This window comes from Chryseobacterium sp. UNC8MFCol (assembly GCF_000482305.1).
In the GTDB taxonomy this organism is placed as follows: domain Bacteria; phylum Bacteroidota; class Bacteroidia; order Flavobacteriales; family Weeksellaceae; genus Chryseobacterium; species Chryseobacterium indologenes.
On sequence record NZ_AXUZ01000003.1, the window covers coordinates 545,559 to 560,456 of the forward strand.

The window sequence follows — 14,898 nt, forward strand, 5'->3', positions numbered from 1 at the left end:
CTTATGATTTCAATTGATAAGCAACTGCGTAAAATTTAATTTGCTTGGTCATAGCCATCAGTCCATTGGCTCTGGATGGTGAAAGAAACTCCTGTAATCCGATTTCAGCGATAAAATCAAAATCAGAATCTAAAATTTCCTGGGTGGAATGTCCGCTGTAGATACTTACAAGGAGTGAAACAATTCCTTTTGGTAAGATCCCGTCAGAATCTGCGTTAAAAAAAAGTTTTCCTTCTTTAAATTCAGCATCAATCCAAACCTTGCTTTGACAACCTTTAATGAGATTTTCTTCAGTTTTCTTGTCTTCCGGCAGTCCTTTCAGCTCTTTTCCAAGATCAATAATGTATTCATATTTCTGCTCCCAATCGTCCAGAAATGCAAATTCGTCAATTATTTCCTGTTGTTTTTCTTTAATGGTCATCTTTAATCAAATTTCTTTATGCAAAGATAACCAATTTTGTAAAGACTATTTACGGGAAGCTTTTTCAAAAAGTCGGAGGATCTTCAATTCTTCATTCTCCCAGCAGAATACATCTGCGGCCTTATCCAGCTCTGCCTTATAATGTAAACGCCCTTTTTCAAGCATTTTACGGATCGCTTTGCCGATTGTTTCAGGTTGATGATCTGTAATCATTTCACCTACATCAAATTGTTTTTTGATGCGCTGCATTTCAGGAAAATTTATCATCACCAAAGGTACTCTGGACTGAATATAATCACAGACCTTATTAGGAAGGGAATAATAATAACTGACGCCATTATTTTCTTCGAGACTGAATCCGAGATCTGCTGTTTTCGTTACTTCCCTGAGGTTTTCCGGCTTCAGCTTACCTAAGAAAATAACTTTATCCTGCAGGTTTTCTTTAGCAACAAGCTCTTCATAGGCTCTTTTCTTTGGTCCGTCACCTGCAATTTTCAATATTGCTCCTTCAATATCATGCATGGTCCTAATGACCTTTTCTATGCCCCGAGATTGATTAATAACCCCCTGATATAAAATAATTTTAGGATTGTTAAGTGGAATATCATTCACAGAAGGCAGTTTTCTCGGAATATTCCTTACGACAACCGGGTTTACCTTATATTTTTCATGAAACCACTCTGCATAGCTTTCACTTTCGGTCATCATGAATTCAATTTTCGGAACAAGGTTCCCTTCTATCATCCGCCAGAACTTCTGTGAAAGCCGGTTTTGGATAGCAGGCATTTCCGTGAAAATTTCATGACTGTCGAAAACCAGTGGAATATTCAGTTTTTGGGCAATGAGATAATTTGGCAGAAGAGCATCAATATCATTGGCATGAAGTATAGTGTTTTTGTCAGCTTTTTTCTTCAGCTCATGATAGAGCTTCCAGTTGAATTCAAAATAAGCTGTCTTTAAGCTCGCAGACTTCAGGTGTATTCTGGAAAAGGAATAAGGACGCTCCATTTTTTCACATCCTCCCCAGTCATTTCCTATCAATTCTACGGAATACCCATTGTCATGAAGGGTTTTGCATACCTTTTCTATCCGCTGGTCGGTATACAGATTACTAAATGCTGAAGTAATTATTTTTTTCCTCATGAACCTCTCTTCCCTACTATTAAATGGTAGATCTGGATGAAACAGATCATCCCGTTTGGAATAATAACCGGCCAGAGCGGTCCGCTAAAGAAACCATAAATGACAAAACAAATACAGCCAATCATGTTGACAATTCTGATTTTTCTTACATCTTTCAGTATGAAACTCAATACGATAAAAACTGAGGCAGAATATCCGATGTAAGTAGTAATTTCAGGGCTCATGAAGAATTTTTAATGGTAACAAACTTAATCATTTTCAAGAAGATAATAAAATTTTTTACTGCCATAAAGTCATTAATTGATTTTTGGTAAAATATTTGTAATTTAGATAATGAATAATTGGCAACGTTGCCATTATTCTAATGAGATATATTATGGATTATAAGTTTTCACAAGGTTTGAGCCAGGTGTTCAAACAAAGCAAAAGCGAAGCTAAAAGGCTGAAAAGTGAATTTCTTAATACAGAACATCTACTTTTAGGTATTATAAAAACGGAAAACTCTGCAAAAGAAATCCTTCAAAACCTTAATGCGGATTTAACACAAATCAGAAGAAAAATTGAAACTCTAAATACAGCAAGTCTAAATCCTATTTCTGAGGAGGTTACCAATATTTCTTTCACCAAAATGGCTGATCATGCCATTAAACGTGCGGAGTTAGAATGCCGACAATATAAAAGCAATGAAATTAATACCGTTCACCTGCTTTTAGGTATTCTTTATAAATATGAGGACCCTACTTCAAATATTCTGGGAGCTTACGACATCGACTACGAAGGAGTTTCAAGAGAGTACCAGACAATGCTTAAAAATTCCGGGCAGTCACCACAGATGAGTGCTTATGATGATGATGATGAAAGAGAGGAATTTGAGCAAATGAGAAAGCCTACAGGAAACTTAGGCTCAGCAAAAAGCAAGACCCCGACGTTGGACAACTTTGGTAGAGATTTAACGTCTCTGGCAAGGGACGGAAAACTGGATCCTGTCATCGGGCGTGAAAAGGAAATTGAGAGAGTATCTCAGATCTTATCACGTAGAAAGAAAAACAACCCTCTTCTTATCGGAGAACCGGGAGTTGGTAAATCTGCGATTGCAGAAGGGCTGGCTTTAAGAATTCAGCAGAAAAAAGTATCAAGAGTCCTTTACGGAAAGCGTGTGATCACTTTGGATCTTGCCAGTTTAGTAGCAGGAACAAAATATCGTGGTCAGTTTGAAGAAAGAATGAAGGCCATCATGACCGAGCTGGAGAAAAACAGAGATGTCATTCTATTCATCGATGAGCTTCACACCATTGTCGGTGCAGGAAGTTCTACAGGAAGTCTGGATGCATCCAATATGTTTAAACCAGCTTTGGCAAGAGGTGAAATTCAATGCATCGGAGCCACTACCCTGGATGAATACCGTCAGTATATCGAAAAAGACGGAGCTTTAGAAAGAAGATTCCAGAAAGTAATGGTGGAACCGACTTCTATTGACGAAACCATTCAGATCCTGAACCAGATTAAAGATAAGTATGAAGAGCATCACAATGTTATTTATACGCCGGAAGCTATTGCAGCCTGTGTCAATTTGACATCAAGATATATTACAGACCGTTTCTTACCGGACAAGGCCATTGATGCCATGGATGAGGCGGGCTCACGTGTTTACATTAAAAACATGAAAGTTCCTACGGAAATCATTGATTTCGAAAAGAAAATTGAAGATATCAAAGAACTGAAACAAAAGGCTGTAAAAGCTCAGGACTATCTTGAGGCAAGAAAGCTTAAAGACGAAGAAGAACGTCTTCAAATGGAACTGAATGCCGCCCAGGAAAAGTGGGATAAAGATGTAAAAGAGAAAAAGGAAACCGTAACAGAAGAAAATGTAGCGGAAGTCGTTTCTATGATGAGTGGAGTTCCTGTAACGAAGGTTGGTAAGAACGAGCTTGATAAGCTGGCCCAGATGGACGAAAAACTGAACGGAAAAGTAATCGGTCAGGAAGACGCTGTGAAAAAGGTGGTGAAAGCTATCCAGAGAAACAGAGCCGGGCTGAAAGACCCTAACCGTCCTATCGGTACTTTTATCTTCCTTGGTACAACCGGAGTTGGTAAAACGGAGCTTGCTAAAGTAATGGCAAGAGAGCTTTTTGAATCTGATGAGTCTCTTATCAGAATTGATATGAGTGAATACATGGAAAAATTCGCTGTTTCAAGATTAGTGGGTGCGCCTCCGGGATACGTTGGGTATGAAGAAGGTGGTCAGCTGACTGAAGCGGTAAGAAGAAAACCTTATGCTGTGGTACTTTTGGATGAGATTGAAAAAGCTCACCCGGATGTATTCAATATTCTGTTACAGATCCTTGATGAAGGACACGTTACAGATAGTTTGGGTAGAAAAATCGACTTTAGGAATACGATTATTATCCTTACTTCAAACATCGGAACAAGAGATCTTAAAGATTTCGGAGACGGTGTCGGTTTTGGAACTTCAGCGAAAAAGACCACTTCAGATTCAAGAGCGAGAAGTACAATCGAAAATGCTCTTAAAAAAGCATTTGCTCCGGAATTCCTTAACAGAATTGATGATATTGTGATCTTCAACTCTCTTGTACAGGATGATATCAAGAAAATCATCGATATTGAACTGAACAAACTCTATGGCAGACTTGAAAAATTAGGCTATAAAGTGGAACTGACCGACGAGGCGAAAGATTTTATTTCTGAAAAAGGATGGGATAAAGATTTTGGAGCAAGACCGTTGAAACGAGCTATCCAGAAATATATTGAAGATCTATTGGCAGAAATGCTGGTAAACAAACAATTAAATGAAGGAGAAACCGTAATTCTTGATCTTAATGAAGCTAAAGACGGATTGGTAGGAAAAGCACAGAAAGCGAAAAAAACCGCTGCTGAAAAATCCTCTCAATCATAATTAAATAATTTACAAAAAAAGCACCGGAAATTCCGGTGCTTTTTTTGTTTGTAGACACATTGTTTTTTCTTTTTAAAGCCCAACTACAAAACCAATATTTGGAATCAGGCCACTTGAAAATACGCTGGTTCTTTCTTTGTAAAGTACATTGTACATTAAACCGATCTGCATAAAGGAGTTATTCCCTATCCTTTGCATATATCCGCCACCAAGATACAGGGCATTTTCTTCTCTATCATACTTATAATCATAATATTTATCTCTGTAATTGATAAAATAGTGCTGAAAATTGGCTCCCAGATAAAAAGACCTTCCAATATAGTAGTTGGCAAAAGGTCCTAATCCAAACATCGTGGACCTAAAGTAGTCTGAAGTTTGCCATGAAACACTTCCCACAACACCAGCCTCCAGGTCATTGGTAAGCCTGTAGCCCACTCTTGGGGATGCCTGAAGGTAAAAAGAACTGTTGCTTCCAAATCCTAAACCGATTCCTCCTCCGAAAGTCCATCTGTTGTTTTCCTGGGTGGGTGCTCCCACTGAAATCTGTGAAAATAAGGATCCTGAAATCATCAACATCAAGGGAATAATAAACTTTTTCATAGGTATATTTTATTTTTTTAAAGGTTAAATCCTTTCGCCTTAGCCTATATTTGGTGCAAATAGGGGCGATTCATATTAATATCGTTTTTATCAATGTTTAAAATTATGGTTTTTTTACGAATTTATTTAGTTGTATTTTTGCCGCATCAAACTAAGAACTCCCGTTAAGAGTTTCGTAAAATTGAATACAATGAAAATAGTAGTAGGCCTCTCCGGAGGTGTAGATTCTAGTGTTACAGCTTATTTGTTGCAACAACAAGGTCATGAGGTAGTGGCTTTATTTATGAGAAACTGGAACGATGCTTCCGTAACATTGGAAGATGAGTGCCCATGGATTGAGGACAGCAATGACGCCCTTATGGTCGCTCAAAAACTTGGAATTCCTTTCCAGGTAATCGATATGAGCGAACTGTATAAAGAGCGTATCGTAGATTATATGTTTGCTGAATATGAAAAAGGAAGAACTCCCAATCCAGATGTTTTATGCAACAGAGAAGTAAAATTTGATGTCTTTATGAAAACGGCCATGTCTCTTGGTGCTGATAAGGTAGCTACCGGACATTATGCCAGAGTACATTCAACCTTTGATGAAAACGGAAAGGAAATTTTCCATCTTCTTGCGGGAAAAGATAACAATAAGGACCAGTCTTATTTCCTTTGTCAGCTAAGCCAGGATCAGTTGTCAAAAGCATTATTTCCTATCGGAGAACTTACAAAACCACAGGTAAGAGAAATCGCCAAAGAAATCGGGCTTGTCACGGCTGATAAAAAGGATTCTCAGGGATTGTGTTTTATCGGGAAAGTAAGTCTTCCCCAATTTTTGCAGCAACAGCTTAAACCTAATGAGGGAGAAATTGTAGAAATTTTTAAAGATTCACCGCTATTTTCGACAGAAATACCTGCATTTTCATCAAAAGAAGAAGAGCTCAGGTTTTTGTCAAGAAAAATTGATTATAAAAAAACAGACGGAAAAGTAATCGGCAAACATCAGGGAGCCCAATATTTCACGATCGGACAAAGTAAAGGATTAGGAATAGGCGGACACAAAGAAAGCTGCTTTATTGTCTCCAGGGATATGAAAAACAATATTATTTTCGTAGGAGAAGGAAGTCATTTCCCCGGACTTTATAAGAAAGCTTTAAAAATTGATAACAGCGAGTTGCACTGGGTACGTGAAGATATGAAACTGGAAAATGGCGGCTCCATGGAAGTAATGGCAAGATTCAGATACAGACAGCCATTACAGAAGGCAACGCTTTACCAGTTTGAAGACGCTTTTTATGTAGAGTTTGAAGAACCTCAGTCTGCGATTGCTGAAGGCCAGTTTGCTTCATGGTATATTGATGAAGAACTTATAGGAAGCGGAGTGATTTCATAAACATATTGCAAAAAGTAAAGTCATCGGTGATTGCACCTTTGCCATCATACATATAAATAGCCCGGAACAATTTTGTTTCGGGTTTATTTTATAGGAGATCTTACTTAATTTTATCCTTTACATCATGTGACATAATTACCGAAGCTATAATGGCTTCTACAAATAAAATCATCAATAAGAAACCGACTGGCTTTTCTGAAATTATTCCTCTGATCAGCTTTACAGCCCCCAAAGCAAAAATCAGGATCAAAAAGGAAAGGCTTATTTTTGAAACGGTTTCTTTGTCTGATTTTAAAATGAAAACTGATACATAATATGTCAGGAGCAGGATTATATAAAATTTTAAAAATACCGGTCCTTTGATGTCAATCGGATTTAAGGTAGCATAGTTGGCATAAAGCCATGCCCAGCTTACCGCTACCGGAATTGAATGAATGATTATCTTTTTCATAGCTTTTAAATTTTATATTCCACTATCCTCCGCAACCTCCACAGCCTCCGCAACCACCTCCACAGCCGCCTCCGCCGCAGCTGCTTCCGCCTCCACTGCATCCTCCTCCCGAACTTTCATCATCATTATGCTCACTGTTACCCGCCTGAAATAAAGAGATCACGATTGCAATTAAAAAGATTCCCACTATCGAAACCAGAATCCCGAATAAGGTCGTTAACACCTCACCCAGACAGGAAGACAATGTCATAAGTGCAGAAAATAAAGGAATAATCCCCAGCTTTCTCCACCATTTGTTTGTAGTTCCGGATTTTTCCGGTTGCAACCAGATTTCCTGTGGAGCTTCAGATTGAAAAACAGTCTGATAGTTCTTCAATGTATCTGAGAACCAACTGCTATGTTTTGTTTTTTCTGATTTTCCGCCTTTTGAAGGGTGATGATGAAGAGGTCTTTTTAAAATATTAGGACAAAAATCTTCCCAATAATTTTGGGTATAGATCAAATGCATATGCCACACCTTGTCGACAATTTTACTCGGTGAAGCGCCATGAGGAAGAATACAGCAGAGATAAACAAATTTTTTATATTCTTCAATTGCTGTTTTTGTAAATTCAGCAGTCCAGTTTTCTTCTTTTGCAAGCTTTTTCGAAAACGGAAAGTCTGCATCCCCGGAGCGTCTAAGGAAAATCCCAATATCCTGTTCCAAAGAAACTCATCTTTTACTACCAATTTTGTTTCCATTGTTTTACTTTTTAATTTTCTACTCAAATGTCATTTGATTTTAAAATATAAAAGTCTTGTTTGAATATTTTTCGGTTTGATAAAAGTCTTAAATTAGTCGTATAAAATAAAAAAATGAAAAAGGACGATATTCTGCATCTTGAGAAGTTAATGAATTTCCTGGGGCGTCAATTTTTAAAGAAAAATCATTGGGAAGATGTCACAAAAACGGAATGGTCCTACATCGGCGCAGAAATCAATGACCTGATAACCAACGATCATAACGAAAAAGGAATCAAAAAAGAACCTGACCTTCTGGGAACAAACTATCTGTACGAGCACCTGATTATCAACAAATTAAAAAAACACAAACATAATGAAAATGCTGTTTTAAGCAGGCCAAACCTTGCCAAGCTGAGCCTGATTGTCAAAGCATTAGGATATACGAATTACATAGATTTTATTAATTCCAATACGGAGTCTTTTAATTTCAACGACCTGAAAATCGAGATGAATAACGTGAATCCAAATACAGTACTTCTGGACCGTTTGCTAGGTTGCTGGTATTCGTATAACAGAAATCTTCCGGAAAACCCTTCTCTGGCAAAAGAAGATCGCATCTGGCGCTCTGCCATGGAAATCTATAAGTCTGAAACCACCGGGGAATATTTCATAGAAAGAAGTGGCGGCGATCATCATAAATACTTTGGTAAGGTTACGGCTTATTCCGACTATGTTTTTATCATTATGAACAGCAATACCTTCATCCGGCAAAGGCATTTTATTTCAAGAATAAAAGACAGTAAAGAAAAGCTGAAAAATCCTGACTACAAACTTCACGAAATTCATTTTATAAGTACCTGCATCAGTTTTAATCAGGAACCTATCGCCTTGTTCGAAATTTTTCAAAAAGCAGACCGGAAGAGCTTTATTTCAGACTCAATCAGTTTCCCGGTTGACAGTGATGAGATCCCTGCTTCTATCTTAAAACAACTTGAAGATACCGACTCTAACAGGATTGATTACAGATAATTATTATTTAAAATGGATAATTCAAAATTGAAAATTGAAAATGGAAAGTGGAAAATGGAAAATTGCTCTTTGTCAAAGTGAGGGTAATGTGCTTCACTGGTAAATTATAACCGATGTTTCATTTTTCTTCTATGCCTTGAATACATTTAGTGATTTAAAATCAATGCATTGCAACAATAATTACCTAATTTAAATGTTCTAATTATAAACCACCAATACTTTTACGATGGAATATTATGAGTTGTATGATCTACTGAAAAGTCATTTTGATTCCGGAAAAGAGGGCGTGGAGATCAAAGACTTAAATCTGACCATTCAAGCCGTCCCGTTTGTTTCTGTGGCTTCAGATCTTCTGCATGGATCGGCAAGCCAGGATTGCAGGGAGCATCAGTTGCCACTGGAAATTAACGAGGATGCCTATTTACACTATCATCAACCTTCTGTAGACCTCAAAGATTTTGAAATAGAATCTAATAAAAAATTCGAGTATTATATTCTTAAAAGGGCTGATGTAGATATCGCTGACGGATGTATTATTTTCTTCCACGGATTGAATGAAAAAAAATGGGATAAATATCTGCCGTGGGCTTACGAGCTTGCTCAAAAAACACGTAAAGCAGTCATTCTCTTCCCCATCGCTTTCCATATGAATAGAGCAGAATTGATATGGAGTGACCGGCATCTCATGACTCAGGTTGTAAATTTCAGGAAAAAAAGATACCCTGAAAATACCAGCTGCTCGTATGTAAATGCAGCCATAAGTTCAAGACTGGGGGCTCATCCCCAAAGAGTTTTCTGGTCGGGACTGCAGACCTATTCCGATATCATTGAAGTGGTAAAAGACATTAAAAAGGGCAAAATAAAGGGTATTTCTTCTGATGCCAGTCTGGATTTATTCGGCTATTCTATCGGCTCTTTTCTCTCTCTGATTATCAAAATGGCTGACCCTGAAAATTTTTTCACCCGATCCAAAGTATTTTGTTTTTGCGGGGGAATGACCATCGATCGCATGTTTCCTATTTCAAAATACATTATGGATGCGCAGGCAACCGTTACAATGCTCGCCGTATTTACTGAATTATTAAGCTCAGATTTTAAATTTGACTGTAGACTGAAACATTATCAGAATGAAGAGCTGCATCCACAGGAAAGCTGGTTCAAAAAGATGCTGCGTTACAATTATTTTCAAAAAGAGAGGGAGGAACGAATAGGTGAAATTCAGTCTCAAATTAAAGCATATGTATTGGAAAAAGATAATGTAGCCCCTCCAATCGAAGCTTTAAATACCTTACGGGGTGGTTACCGGAATATTGATGTGGAGGTTGAGATCAAAGATTTTCCGTACGAATATTCACATATGGTTCCTTTTCCACTGACGTACAAACACCAGAAAGAAATTACTGAAGCTTTTCATCATTTTACTGATTCTGCCGCCAAGTTCTACCATCAATAATCTCCTTTATCAGGTGAATAGGGAAAGGAATAGTTTAAAGAATAAAAGTATGAGATCCATGGCAATATGATTTGGGTTACAATGATTGGGTATATGATCTAGCTTACCAGCCAGTCTTTAAAGTCTTTCACACGGTCACGGCTAACGGTAATTTCTTCCTGTGGCTGAAATTCCAGGTCTACTTTGTAGTAGGGCGAAGTGTGAATATTTTTTATATAGTCTGAATTGATGATAAACTGCCTGTTGACCCGGAAAAACTTTTTTACATCCAACACATCTTCCAGCTCATCAAGGGTAAAATCAGACGGATAAGTGCGCTCTTCTGTCTGGAGATAGACGATTTTATTTTCACTGAAAAAACAGCTTATTTCTTCTGTCTGTACAATTTTAAGATTATATCCTATCTTAACCAACACTCTGGAAAGGGTAGATTTCTCCTTTTTGATCAGTTGCTTCACGTCCTGAGAGCCTCCTGTATTTTCTGAAGGAATAAATGATTTAAATTTCTCTACGGCACCTGAAAGGTCTTCGTCCATAATGGGTTTCAGGAGATAATCTATGCTGTTCAATTTAAATGCTTTCAGGGTATACTGATCAAAAGCTGTGGTATAGATGATAAAACCTTTGGTGGGAACTTTCTCAAATATGTCAAAAGAAAGCCCGTCTCCCAAAACGATGTCTGAAAAAATCAATTGAGGGTGCTCATTTTCGGTGAACCATTCAACGCCTTCTTCTACGGATTCTATTTTGGCAACGAGTTCAATTTCAGGGAAGTTATTCAACATTCTCTCTAATTTCCTTGAAGCTGGTTTTTCGTCTTCTATAATGACAGTTTTGATCATTGAGTTCCTGATTTTAGTTTTAAAATTCTGAAATAAAAGTAGTCAAAAAAACTGTTTGTTAAAACTTTTGGGATTGTTTAGATTTTCTCATTTCTTTTTCTATAATTTCTTTTTCCCAGTCAGCATCAAAAAGGAATAATTTTACAGCTCTTACGGTAAGAAAAATCCCCCAGATGACGAGGATCACGGAACCGTCCCATAAAGAAAAATTAAAGATTCCCTTTTCGAAAATATCATCAAAGAAAATGATAAATGCGAGAATTCCGAACCATAAAACATGTTTGTAGAATTTCTTTAAATCATGTACCCGTTGTTGTGCCTGATTGTAGTCCATTGTAGTAAGTTTTTAAAGTTATTATGGGTTTTTAAAGTGTTTTTGTGCCTTTTCTGTCTTCATTCATCAGTTGTCTGATCTTTTTTTCTTCCCATTCCTTTCCGATTCCGAAAGTTGTGATTCCGTGGGCAGCAAGTCCCATTCCCCATCCCATCATGGGCCATAAGAACCATAAGTACTGCGGTGCTGTCAAAAGATTCAAAACAGCTAAAAAAGGAATGACTAAACAGTATGAGGTAAGATTTCCGTAGAATCCTTTTAATTCTTTTACTCTTCTTGAAGCTTTTCTGTAGGCTAATTCGTCTTTGTTGATGATCGTTTCCATTTTTTTAATTTTTAATGATAAGTTGTTTGTTTTTGTTGAGACAAATGTAGGCCGGGAAAGGGCCTCAAATCAATTTTATATTACCGAGTGGTAGAATATGTATACTGAACTGTAAAAATTCCAAACTAACGGCTATTTCAACGATCCTATATGCTTCCGTACAGGCATTAACCTTACAAAGATTTTTGTTTCAGTAGATAAACGGGACCAATTTCTTTGTCTTTCTTCTGTATTCCAGATACTCTTCTCCAAACTGCTCTATCAAAGCAGCTTCTTCTACTTTAATTCTGTAAGTAAAGGCAAGAAACGGCGGCATAAAGGCCAGAACCAATGAAAGCCAGTTATTTAAGTACAAACCTAATCCGAGTGATGTCAGCAGAGAAAATGCATATGAAGGATGTCTTACGTATCTGTAAAAACCTTCTTTCTTAATTTGATGATCCTGTCTTATCGTCACATCAACCGTAAAATATTTGCCCAAAGATCTGATGATTATAAATCTGAAAATAATTCCAACCAGAATCAATGCTTCCCCGGCATAAGATATCCAGGATCCTGAAACGACAGGTAATTTGGTATGATCCGCAGTGATCACCGCCGCCATTATGGAAAACGGAATAGCAAGCCACAAGATGTTGAGGGTAGACTTATCTTTATTTTTTTTGTCTTCCTCAGCAGATTTGAGCATGTTTTTATACAAAAATTCGGTAACAAACCATGCTCCCATTGAAATGGCAAAGACTGTTTCAAGAGTATTCATTTCTGTATGATTTTGTGATTAAAAAATGATTAGTTATCAACCAATTGATTTAAAAAGCGCTTACATACTATTCCTTTTTATCCATCATTTTTTTGATTTCCTGATCTTCCCATTTCTTTACAAAATTTGCTTTTGGCAAAAAAACGGTTACAGCATGGGCTACCAATCCTATTCCCCACAATGTTGCCGTAAAAAAGTTTTTAAACTGAAAATAGCTTTCTCCCGGGGCAAGCTGTGAATAGTTATAAAAGACGATCAGAATATTGACCACTGCATAGGCAAACAGATGCATATAAAACGCTCTCAACCGTTCTACCTGTTTTTTGGCCTGCTGATACAGGTTTTCATTTTCGTCATTTGTTTTCATTATTTCTGTTGTTTTTGCTGTTCCATTATTTCTTTGATCTTTTTTTCCTGCCATGAATCCCCAAGTCCGAAGATTCTCAATGCACGGAATGCCAGTCCGATTCCCCATCCTATAGCCGGGTACCAAAACCAGTGATTATCATTTTCTGTCATCAGATTAATAAAAACCAGGAAAGGAATGACAATGCAATACGAAATAAGATTGGAATAGAACCTTTTCATTTCTTTCACTCTTTTTTGTGCTTTTTGATAGGCTTCTGTTTCATTATCCACTTCTGTACTGACTGCATTGGGTTTAGCAGGAAGCATCGGAAGTTTTACTTTAAAATATTCATCGGATTTTTCAATGAAAACATTCCTTTTTGTCAGTAAAGAATATCGTTGAACAATATTGGCCAATCCTATACCTGAGCTTTCCTTGATCTGCTCTCTTACCTGCAGGTTATTCTCAATACAAAGGGTATCACCATCTGAAAAGATCCTTATCACCAAAGGTCTTGATGAAGTGGCAAAATTATGCTTGATGCAGTTTTCCAATAACAACTGCAATGAAAGAGGCACCACATATTCGGGATAATCTTCTTTGTTGACTTCAAAGCTAAAATCTACACTATCCTCAAATCTTGTCTTGAGAAGATCGCAATAGATTTTTGCAAATTCTATCTCATCTTCTACCGTTACGAGCTCCTTATCCTTTTGTTCAAGTACATATCGGTAAATCTTTGACATTGAAGCGGTAAACTTCTGGGCCTGCTGCGGGTTTTCATCAATCAACGAACTTAAAACATTCAGAGAGTTAAAAAGAAAGTGCGGGTCAAGCTGGTTTTTTAAACTCTCAAATTGCGCATTTGCTGACTTGGCAATAAGTTTCTGTTCCACCACTTCTTTTCTGGAAGTCTTCTTGAGTTCTTCCATAAATCCTTTGGCATGAAGAAAGGTGGTAATCAACAGGGCAATATTGATCATAAACCAATTGGTAAGCCCATATTTTCTTGAAAAAAAATCTTCAACCGTTGCCGTTTTCTGAATCACCACATAATTCATAAAATTGCAGAAATACACGAGGATAAAGTTGCCGATAATAATAGAAATAATACTCAGGACAGCTCTTGTTCTGGTGGCTTCAGACCATGGAAATTTTTTGTTGAGATACTCATTAATAAACCCGTTTCCAAAACCCAGCACAAAAGAATACATTGTGGAAAGCAGCAAAGTGATCATAAAGGTATACAGGTCTTTTCGTTCGTTAAAGAACAAAAAGAAGAACAGTGTTGTTCCTAATGAGGTCCAGAGAAGTATTATTGTGTATTTACGCTTCATGATTCGTTTTCTTAGCTCAAAATTAGCTTTTATTAAAGGTATCAAAAATTATTTCTTACCGAACGGTGGTTTTTTATTCCTGAATGGCCATAAAAAAACCTTCACTGAATGAAGGTTCGTGATTGATTTCCGGAAAGTTCGACTGTCTTCTCCGGTGTTGTTTTATTTTGTTGTTTCTGCAGGTAGACTGATGAAATACTCAGCTTCTGCTTTTCCCCAGTTCGGATCAAGAGCGGTTTTAGGCTTATAGGCATTAAATTTTACCAATGCTGCTTTAAACTGCTCTATCCCTTTGGTTTTACTTCCTCCGTACTGTTCAGGGGTAAAATAAGTATCTTCTGCTTTAATCAGGGCTACTCTGGGATTACCCGGCTCCAGCTTTTCTGCAATATTGATCTCTTCCCCTGCTCTGGCACCGTCAGTCATGTAGCGTTGTTGCGGATTCACCATCATTCGCAGAGAATATGCCATTTTTCTCAGTAGATGCACCTCAGCATTGTCTGCTCCGGCAAGGTTTTGTGCCATTCCCAGATATTTTTCAGCCTGTGATGCTATTGCGTCAAGCTCCATCATGTTTCCTGTTCTCATCATAACTCTCCCTTTCTGAATCAAGGCGAATGCTGCATAGTATTGCGGAAGCCACTGTGAGCTTTCTTTACTTCCGATTCTTTGAAAATCATTGGCAAGTGTCTGGAAATCTTCCGGAGTTTTGCAGGTTTCAATTTTTGCTATTTTATCGGTCATTATCTTTTCGTAATCTGCCTGAGCAAAAGCTGTTAAACTTATACAAGATAAAGCAAAGCTTAAAATAAATTTTTTCATTATATTAATTTTAAAAG

17 protein-coding genes are annotated in these 14,898 nt (G+C 37.3%); 4 read left to right on the forward strand and 13 right to left on the reverse strand.

Annotation, left to right across the window (positions count from 1 at the left end):
• Position 1: 1 nt before the first annotated feature.
• Genes M030_RS0102585 through M030_RS25200 form a run of 3 tightly spaced genes read right to left on the reverse strand, consistent with a single transcriptional unit; the run spans position 2 to position 1,788 of the window.
• Positions 2–421 carry a SufE family protein gene (locus tag M030_RS0102585; protein ID WP_027372111.1) on the reverse strand — a complete coding sequence of 140 codons (420 nt, stop codon included), beginning with the start codon at positions 419–421 and terminating at the stop codon, positions 2–4.
• A gap of 45 nt (positions 422–466) precedes the next feature.
• A complete protein-coding gene (locus M030_RS0102590; protein WP_027372112.1) occupies positions 467–1,564 on the reverse strand; it encodes a glycosyltransferase in 1,098 nt (365 codons plus the stop codon).
• Positions 1,561–1,788 carry a hypothetical protein gene (locus tag M030_RS25200; RefSeq protein WP_034734440.1) on the reverse strand — a complete coding sequence of 76 codons (228 nt, stop codon included), beginning with the start codon at positions 1,786–1,788 and terminating at the stop codon, positions 1,561–1,563. The genes M030_RS0102590 and M030_RS25200 overlap by 4 nt, the downstream gene beginning before the upstream one ends.
• 152 nt (positions 1,789–1,940) lie before the next feature.
• Between M030_RS25200 and M030_RS23635 the strand changes: the two genes are divergently transcribed.
• The gene (locus M030_RS23635) at positions 1,941–4,478 is read left to right on the forward strand and encodes an ATP-dependent Clp protease ATP-binding subunit (RefSeq protein WP_034721932.1); all 2,538 of its coding nucleotides are present in this window, start codon (positions 1,941–1,943) and stop codon (positions 4,476–4,478) included.
• 72 nt (positions 4,479–4,550) lie between these two features.
• On the opposite strand, the gene M030_RS0102605 is transcribed toward M030_RS23635, so the two are convergent.
• Positions 4,551–5,078 (reverse strand): transporter, encoded by a 528-nt coding sequence (locus M030_RS0102605; protein WP_027372113.1) that lies wholly within the window; start codon positions 5,076–5,078, stop codon positions 4,551–4,553.
• 190 nt (positions 5,079–5,268) lie between these two features.
• Between M030_RS0102605 and mnmA the strand changes: the two genes are divergently transcribed.
• Positions 5,269–6,456, forward strand: a complete 1,188-nt coding sequence (gene mnmA, locus M030_RS0102610) for a tRNA 2-thiouridine(34) synthase MnmA (RefSeq protein WP_027372114.1) — start codon at positions 5,269–5,271, stop codon at positions 6,454–6,456.
• A 100-nt stretch (positions 6,457–6,556) separates the two neighbouring features.
• On the opposite strand, the gene M030_RS0102615 is transcribed toward mnmA, so the two are convergent.
• Entirely contained in the window at positions 6,557–6,907 is a 351-nt protein-coding gene (locus tag M030_RS0102615) for a hypothetical protein (protein ID WP_027372115.1), read from the reverse strand.
• A 22-nt stretch (positions 6,908–6,929) separates the two neighbouring features.
• Entirely contained in the window at positions 6,930–7,613 is a 684-nt protein-coding gene (locus M030_RS23640; protein ID WP_228375176.1) for a glycine-rich domain-containing protein, read from the reverse strand.
• 149 nt (positions 7,614–7,762) lie between these two features.
• Between M030_RS23640 and M030_RS0102625 the strand changes: the two genes are divergently transcribed.
• Both M030_RS0102625 and M030_RS0102630 read left to right on the forward strand, forming a co-directional pair.
• A complete protein-coding gene (locus tag M030_RS0102625; protein ID WP_027372116.1) occupies positions 7,763–8,659 on the forward strand; it encodes a hypothetical protein in 897 nt (298 codons plus the stop codon).
• Positions 8,660–8,885: 226 nt separating this feature from the next.
• Entirely contained in the window at positions 8,886–10,112 is a 1,227-nt protein-coding gene (locus M030_RS0102630; protein ID WP_027372117.1) for a DUF6051 family protein, read from the forward strand.
• 98 nt (positions 10,113–10,210) lie between these two features.
• On the opposite strand, the gene M030_RS0102635 is transcribed toward M030_RS0102630, so the two are convergent.
• From M030_RS0102635 to M030_RS0102670, 7 genes are all read right to left on the reverse strand, one after another.
• Positions 10,211–10,954 (reverse strand): LytR/AlgR family response regulator transcription factor, encoded by a 744-nt coding sequence (locus tag M030_RS0102635; protein WP_081735563.1) that lies wholly within the window; start codon positions 10,952–10,954, stop codon positions 10,211–10,213.
• A 58-nt stretch (positions 10,955–11,012) separates the two neighbouring features.
• On the reverse strand, positions 11,013–11,288 hold the full coding sequence (locus M030_RS0102640; RefSeq protein WP_027372119.1) for a 2TM domain-containing protein: 276 nt from the start codon (positions 11,286–11,288) through the stop codon (positions 11,013–11,015).
• A gap of 31 nt (positions 11,289–11,319) precedes the next feature.
• The gene (locus tag M030_RS0102645) at positions 11,320–11,613 is read right to left on the reverse strand and encodes a 2TM domain-containing protein (protein WP_027372120.1); all 294 of its coding nucleotides are present in this window, start codon (positions 11,611–11,613) and stop codon (positions 11,320–11,322) included.
• A gap of 190 nt (positions 11,614–11,803) precedes the next feature.
• Positions 11,804–12,373, reverse strand: a complete 570-nt coding sequence (locus M030_RS0102650) for a methyltransferase family protein (RefSeq protein WP_027372121.1) — start codon at positions 12,371–12,373, stop codon at positions 11,804–11,806.
• Between the two features lie 67 nt (positions 12,374–12,440).
• Positions 12,441–12,740, reverse strand: coding sequence for a 2TM domain-containing protein (locus tag M030_RS0102655; RefSeq protein WP_027372122.1), 300 nt, complete (start codon positions 12,738–12,740; stop codon positions 12,441–12,443).
• The gene (locus tag M030_RS0102660; protein WP_027372123.1) at positions 12,740–14,059 is read right to left on the reverse strand and encodes a 2TM domain-containing protein; all 1,320 of its coding nucleotides are present in this window, start codon (positions 14,057–14,059) and stop codon (positions 12,740–12,742) included. Before M030_RS0102660 ends, M030_RS0102655 begins: the two co-directional genes overlap by 1 nt.
• Before the next feature lie 162 nt (positions 14,060–14,221).
• A complete protein-coding gene (locus M030_RS0102670; protein ID WP_027372124.1) occupies positions 14,222–14,881 on the reverse strand; it encodes a hypothetical protein in 660 nt (219 codons plus the stop codon).
• Between the last annotated feature and the right edge of the window lie 17 nt (positions 14,882–14,898).

Coding starts and splice junctions, on each gene's coding strand:
- M030_RS0102605 (WP_027372113.1), bottom strand. CDS start 5,078: ATGAAAAAGTTTATTATTCCCTTGATGTTGATGATTTCAGGATCCTTA.
- M030_RS0102660 (WP_027372123.1), bottom strand. CDS start 14,059: ATGAAGCGTAAATACACAATAATACTTCTCTGGACCTCATTAGGAACA.
- M030_RS0102645 (WP_027372120.1), bottom strand. CDS start 11,613: ATGGAAACGATCATCAACAAAGACGAATTAGCCTACAGAAAAGCTTCA.
- M030_RS0102670 (WP_027372124.1), bottom strand. CDS start 14,881: ATGAAAAAATTTATTTTAAGCTTTGCTTTATCTTGTATAAGTTTAACA.
- M030_RS0102585 (WP_027372111.1), bottom strand. CDS start 421: ATGACCATTAAAGAAAAACAACAGGAAATAATTGACGAATTTGCATTT.
- M030_RS0102590 (WP_027372112.1), bottom strand. CDS start 1,564: ATGAGGAAAAAAATAATTACTTCAGCATTTAGTAATCTGTATACCGAC.
- M030_RS0102630 (WP_027372117.1), top strand. CDS start 8,886: ATGGAATATTATGAGTTGTATGATCTACTGAAAAGTCATTTTGATTCC.
- M030_RS0102640 (WP_027372119.1), bottom strand. CDS start 11,288: ATGGACTACAATCAGGCACAACAACGGGTACATGATTTAAAGAAATTC.
- M030_RS0102635 (WP_081735563.1), bottom strand. CDS start 10,954: ATGATCAAAACTGTCATTATAGAAGACGAAAAACCAGCTTCAAGGAAA.
- M030_RS0102655 (WP_027372122.1), bottom strand. CDS start 12,740: ATGAAAACAAATGACGAAAATGAAAACCTGTATCAGCAGGCCAAAAAA.
- M030_RS0102615 (WP_027372115.1), bottom strand. CDS start 6,907: ATGAAAAAGATAATCATTCATTCAATTCCGGTAGCGGTAAGCTGGGCA.
- mnmA (WP_027372114.1), top strand. CDS start 5,269: ATGAAAATAGTAGTAGGCCTCTCCGGAGGTGTAGATTCTAGTGTTACA.
- M030_RS23635 (WP_034721932.1), top strand. CDS start 1,941: ATGGATTATAAGTTTTCACAAGGTTTGAGCCAGGTGTTCAAACAAAGC.
- M030_RS0102625 (WP_027372116.1), top strand. CDS start 7,763: ATGAAAAAGGACGATATTCTGCATCTTGAGAAGTTAATGAATTTCCTG.
- M030_RS0102650 (WP_027372121.1), bottom strand. CDS start 12,373: ATGAATACTCTTGAAACAGTCTTTGCCATTTCAATGGGAGCATGGTTT.
- M030_RS25200 (WP_034734440.1), bottom strand. CDS start 1,788: ATGAGCCCTGAAATTACTACTTACATCGGATATTCTGCCTCAGTTTTT.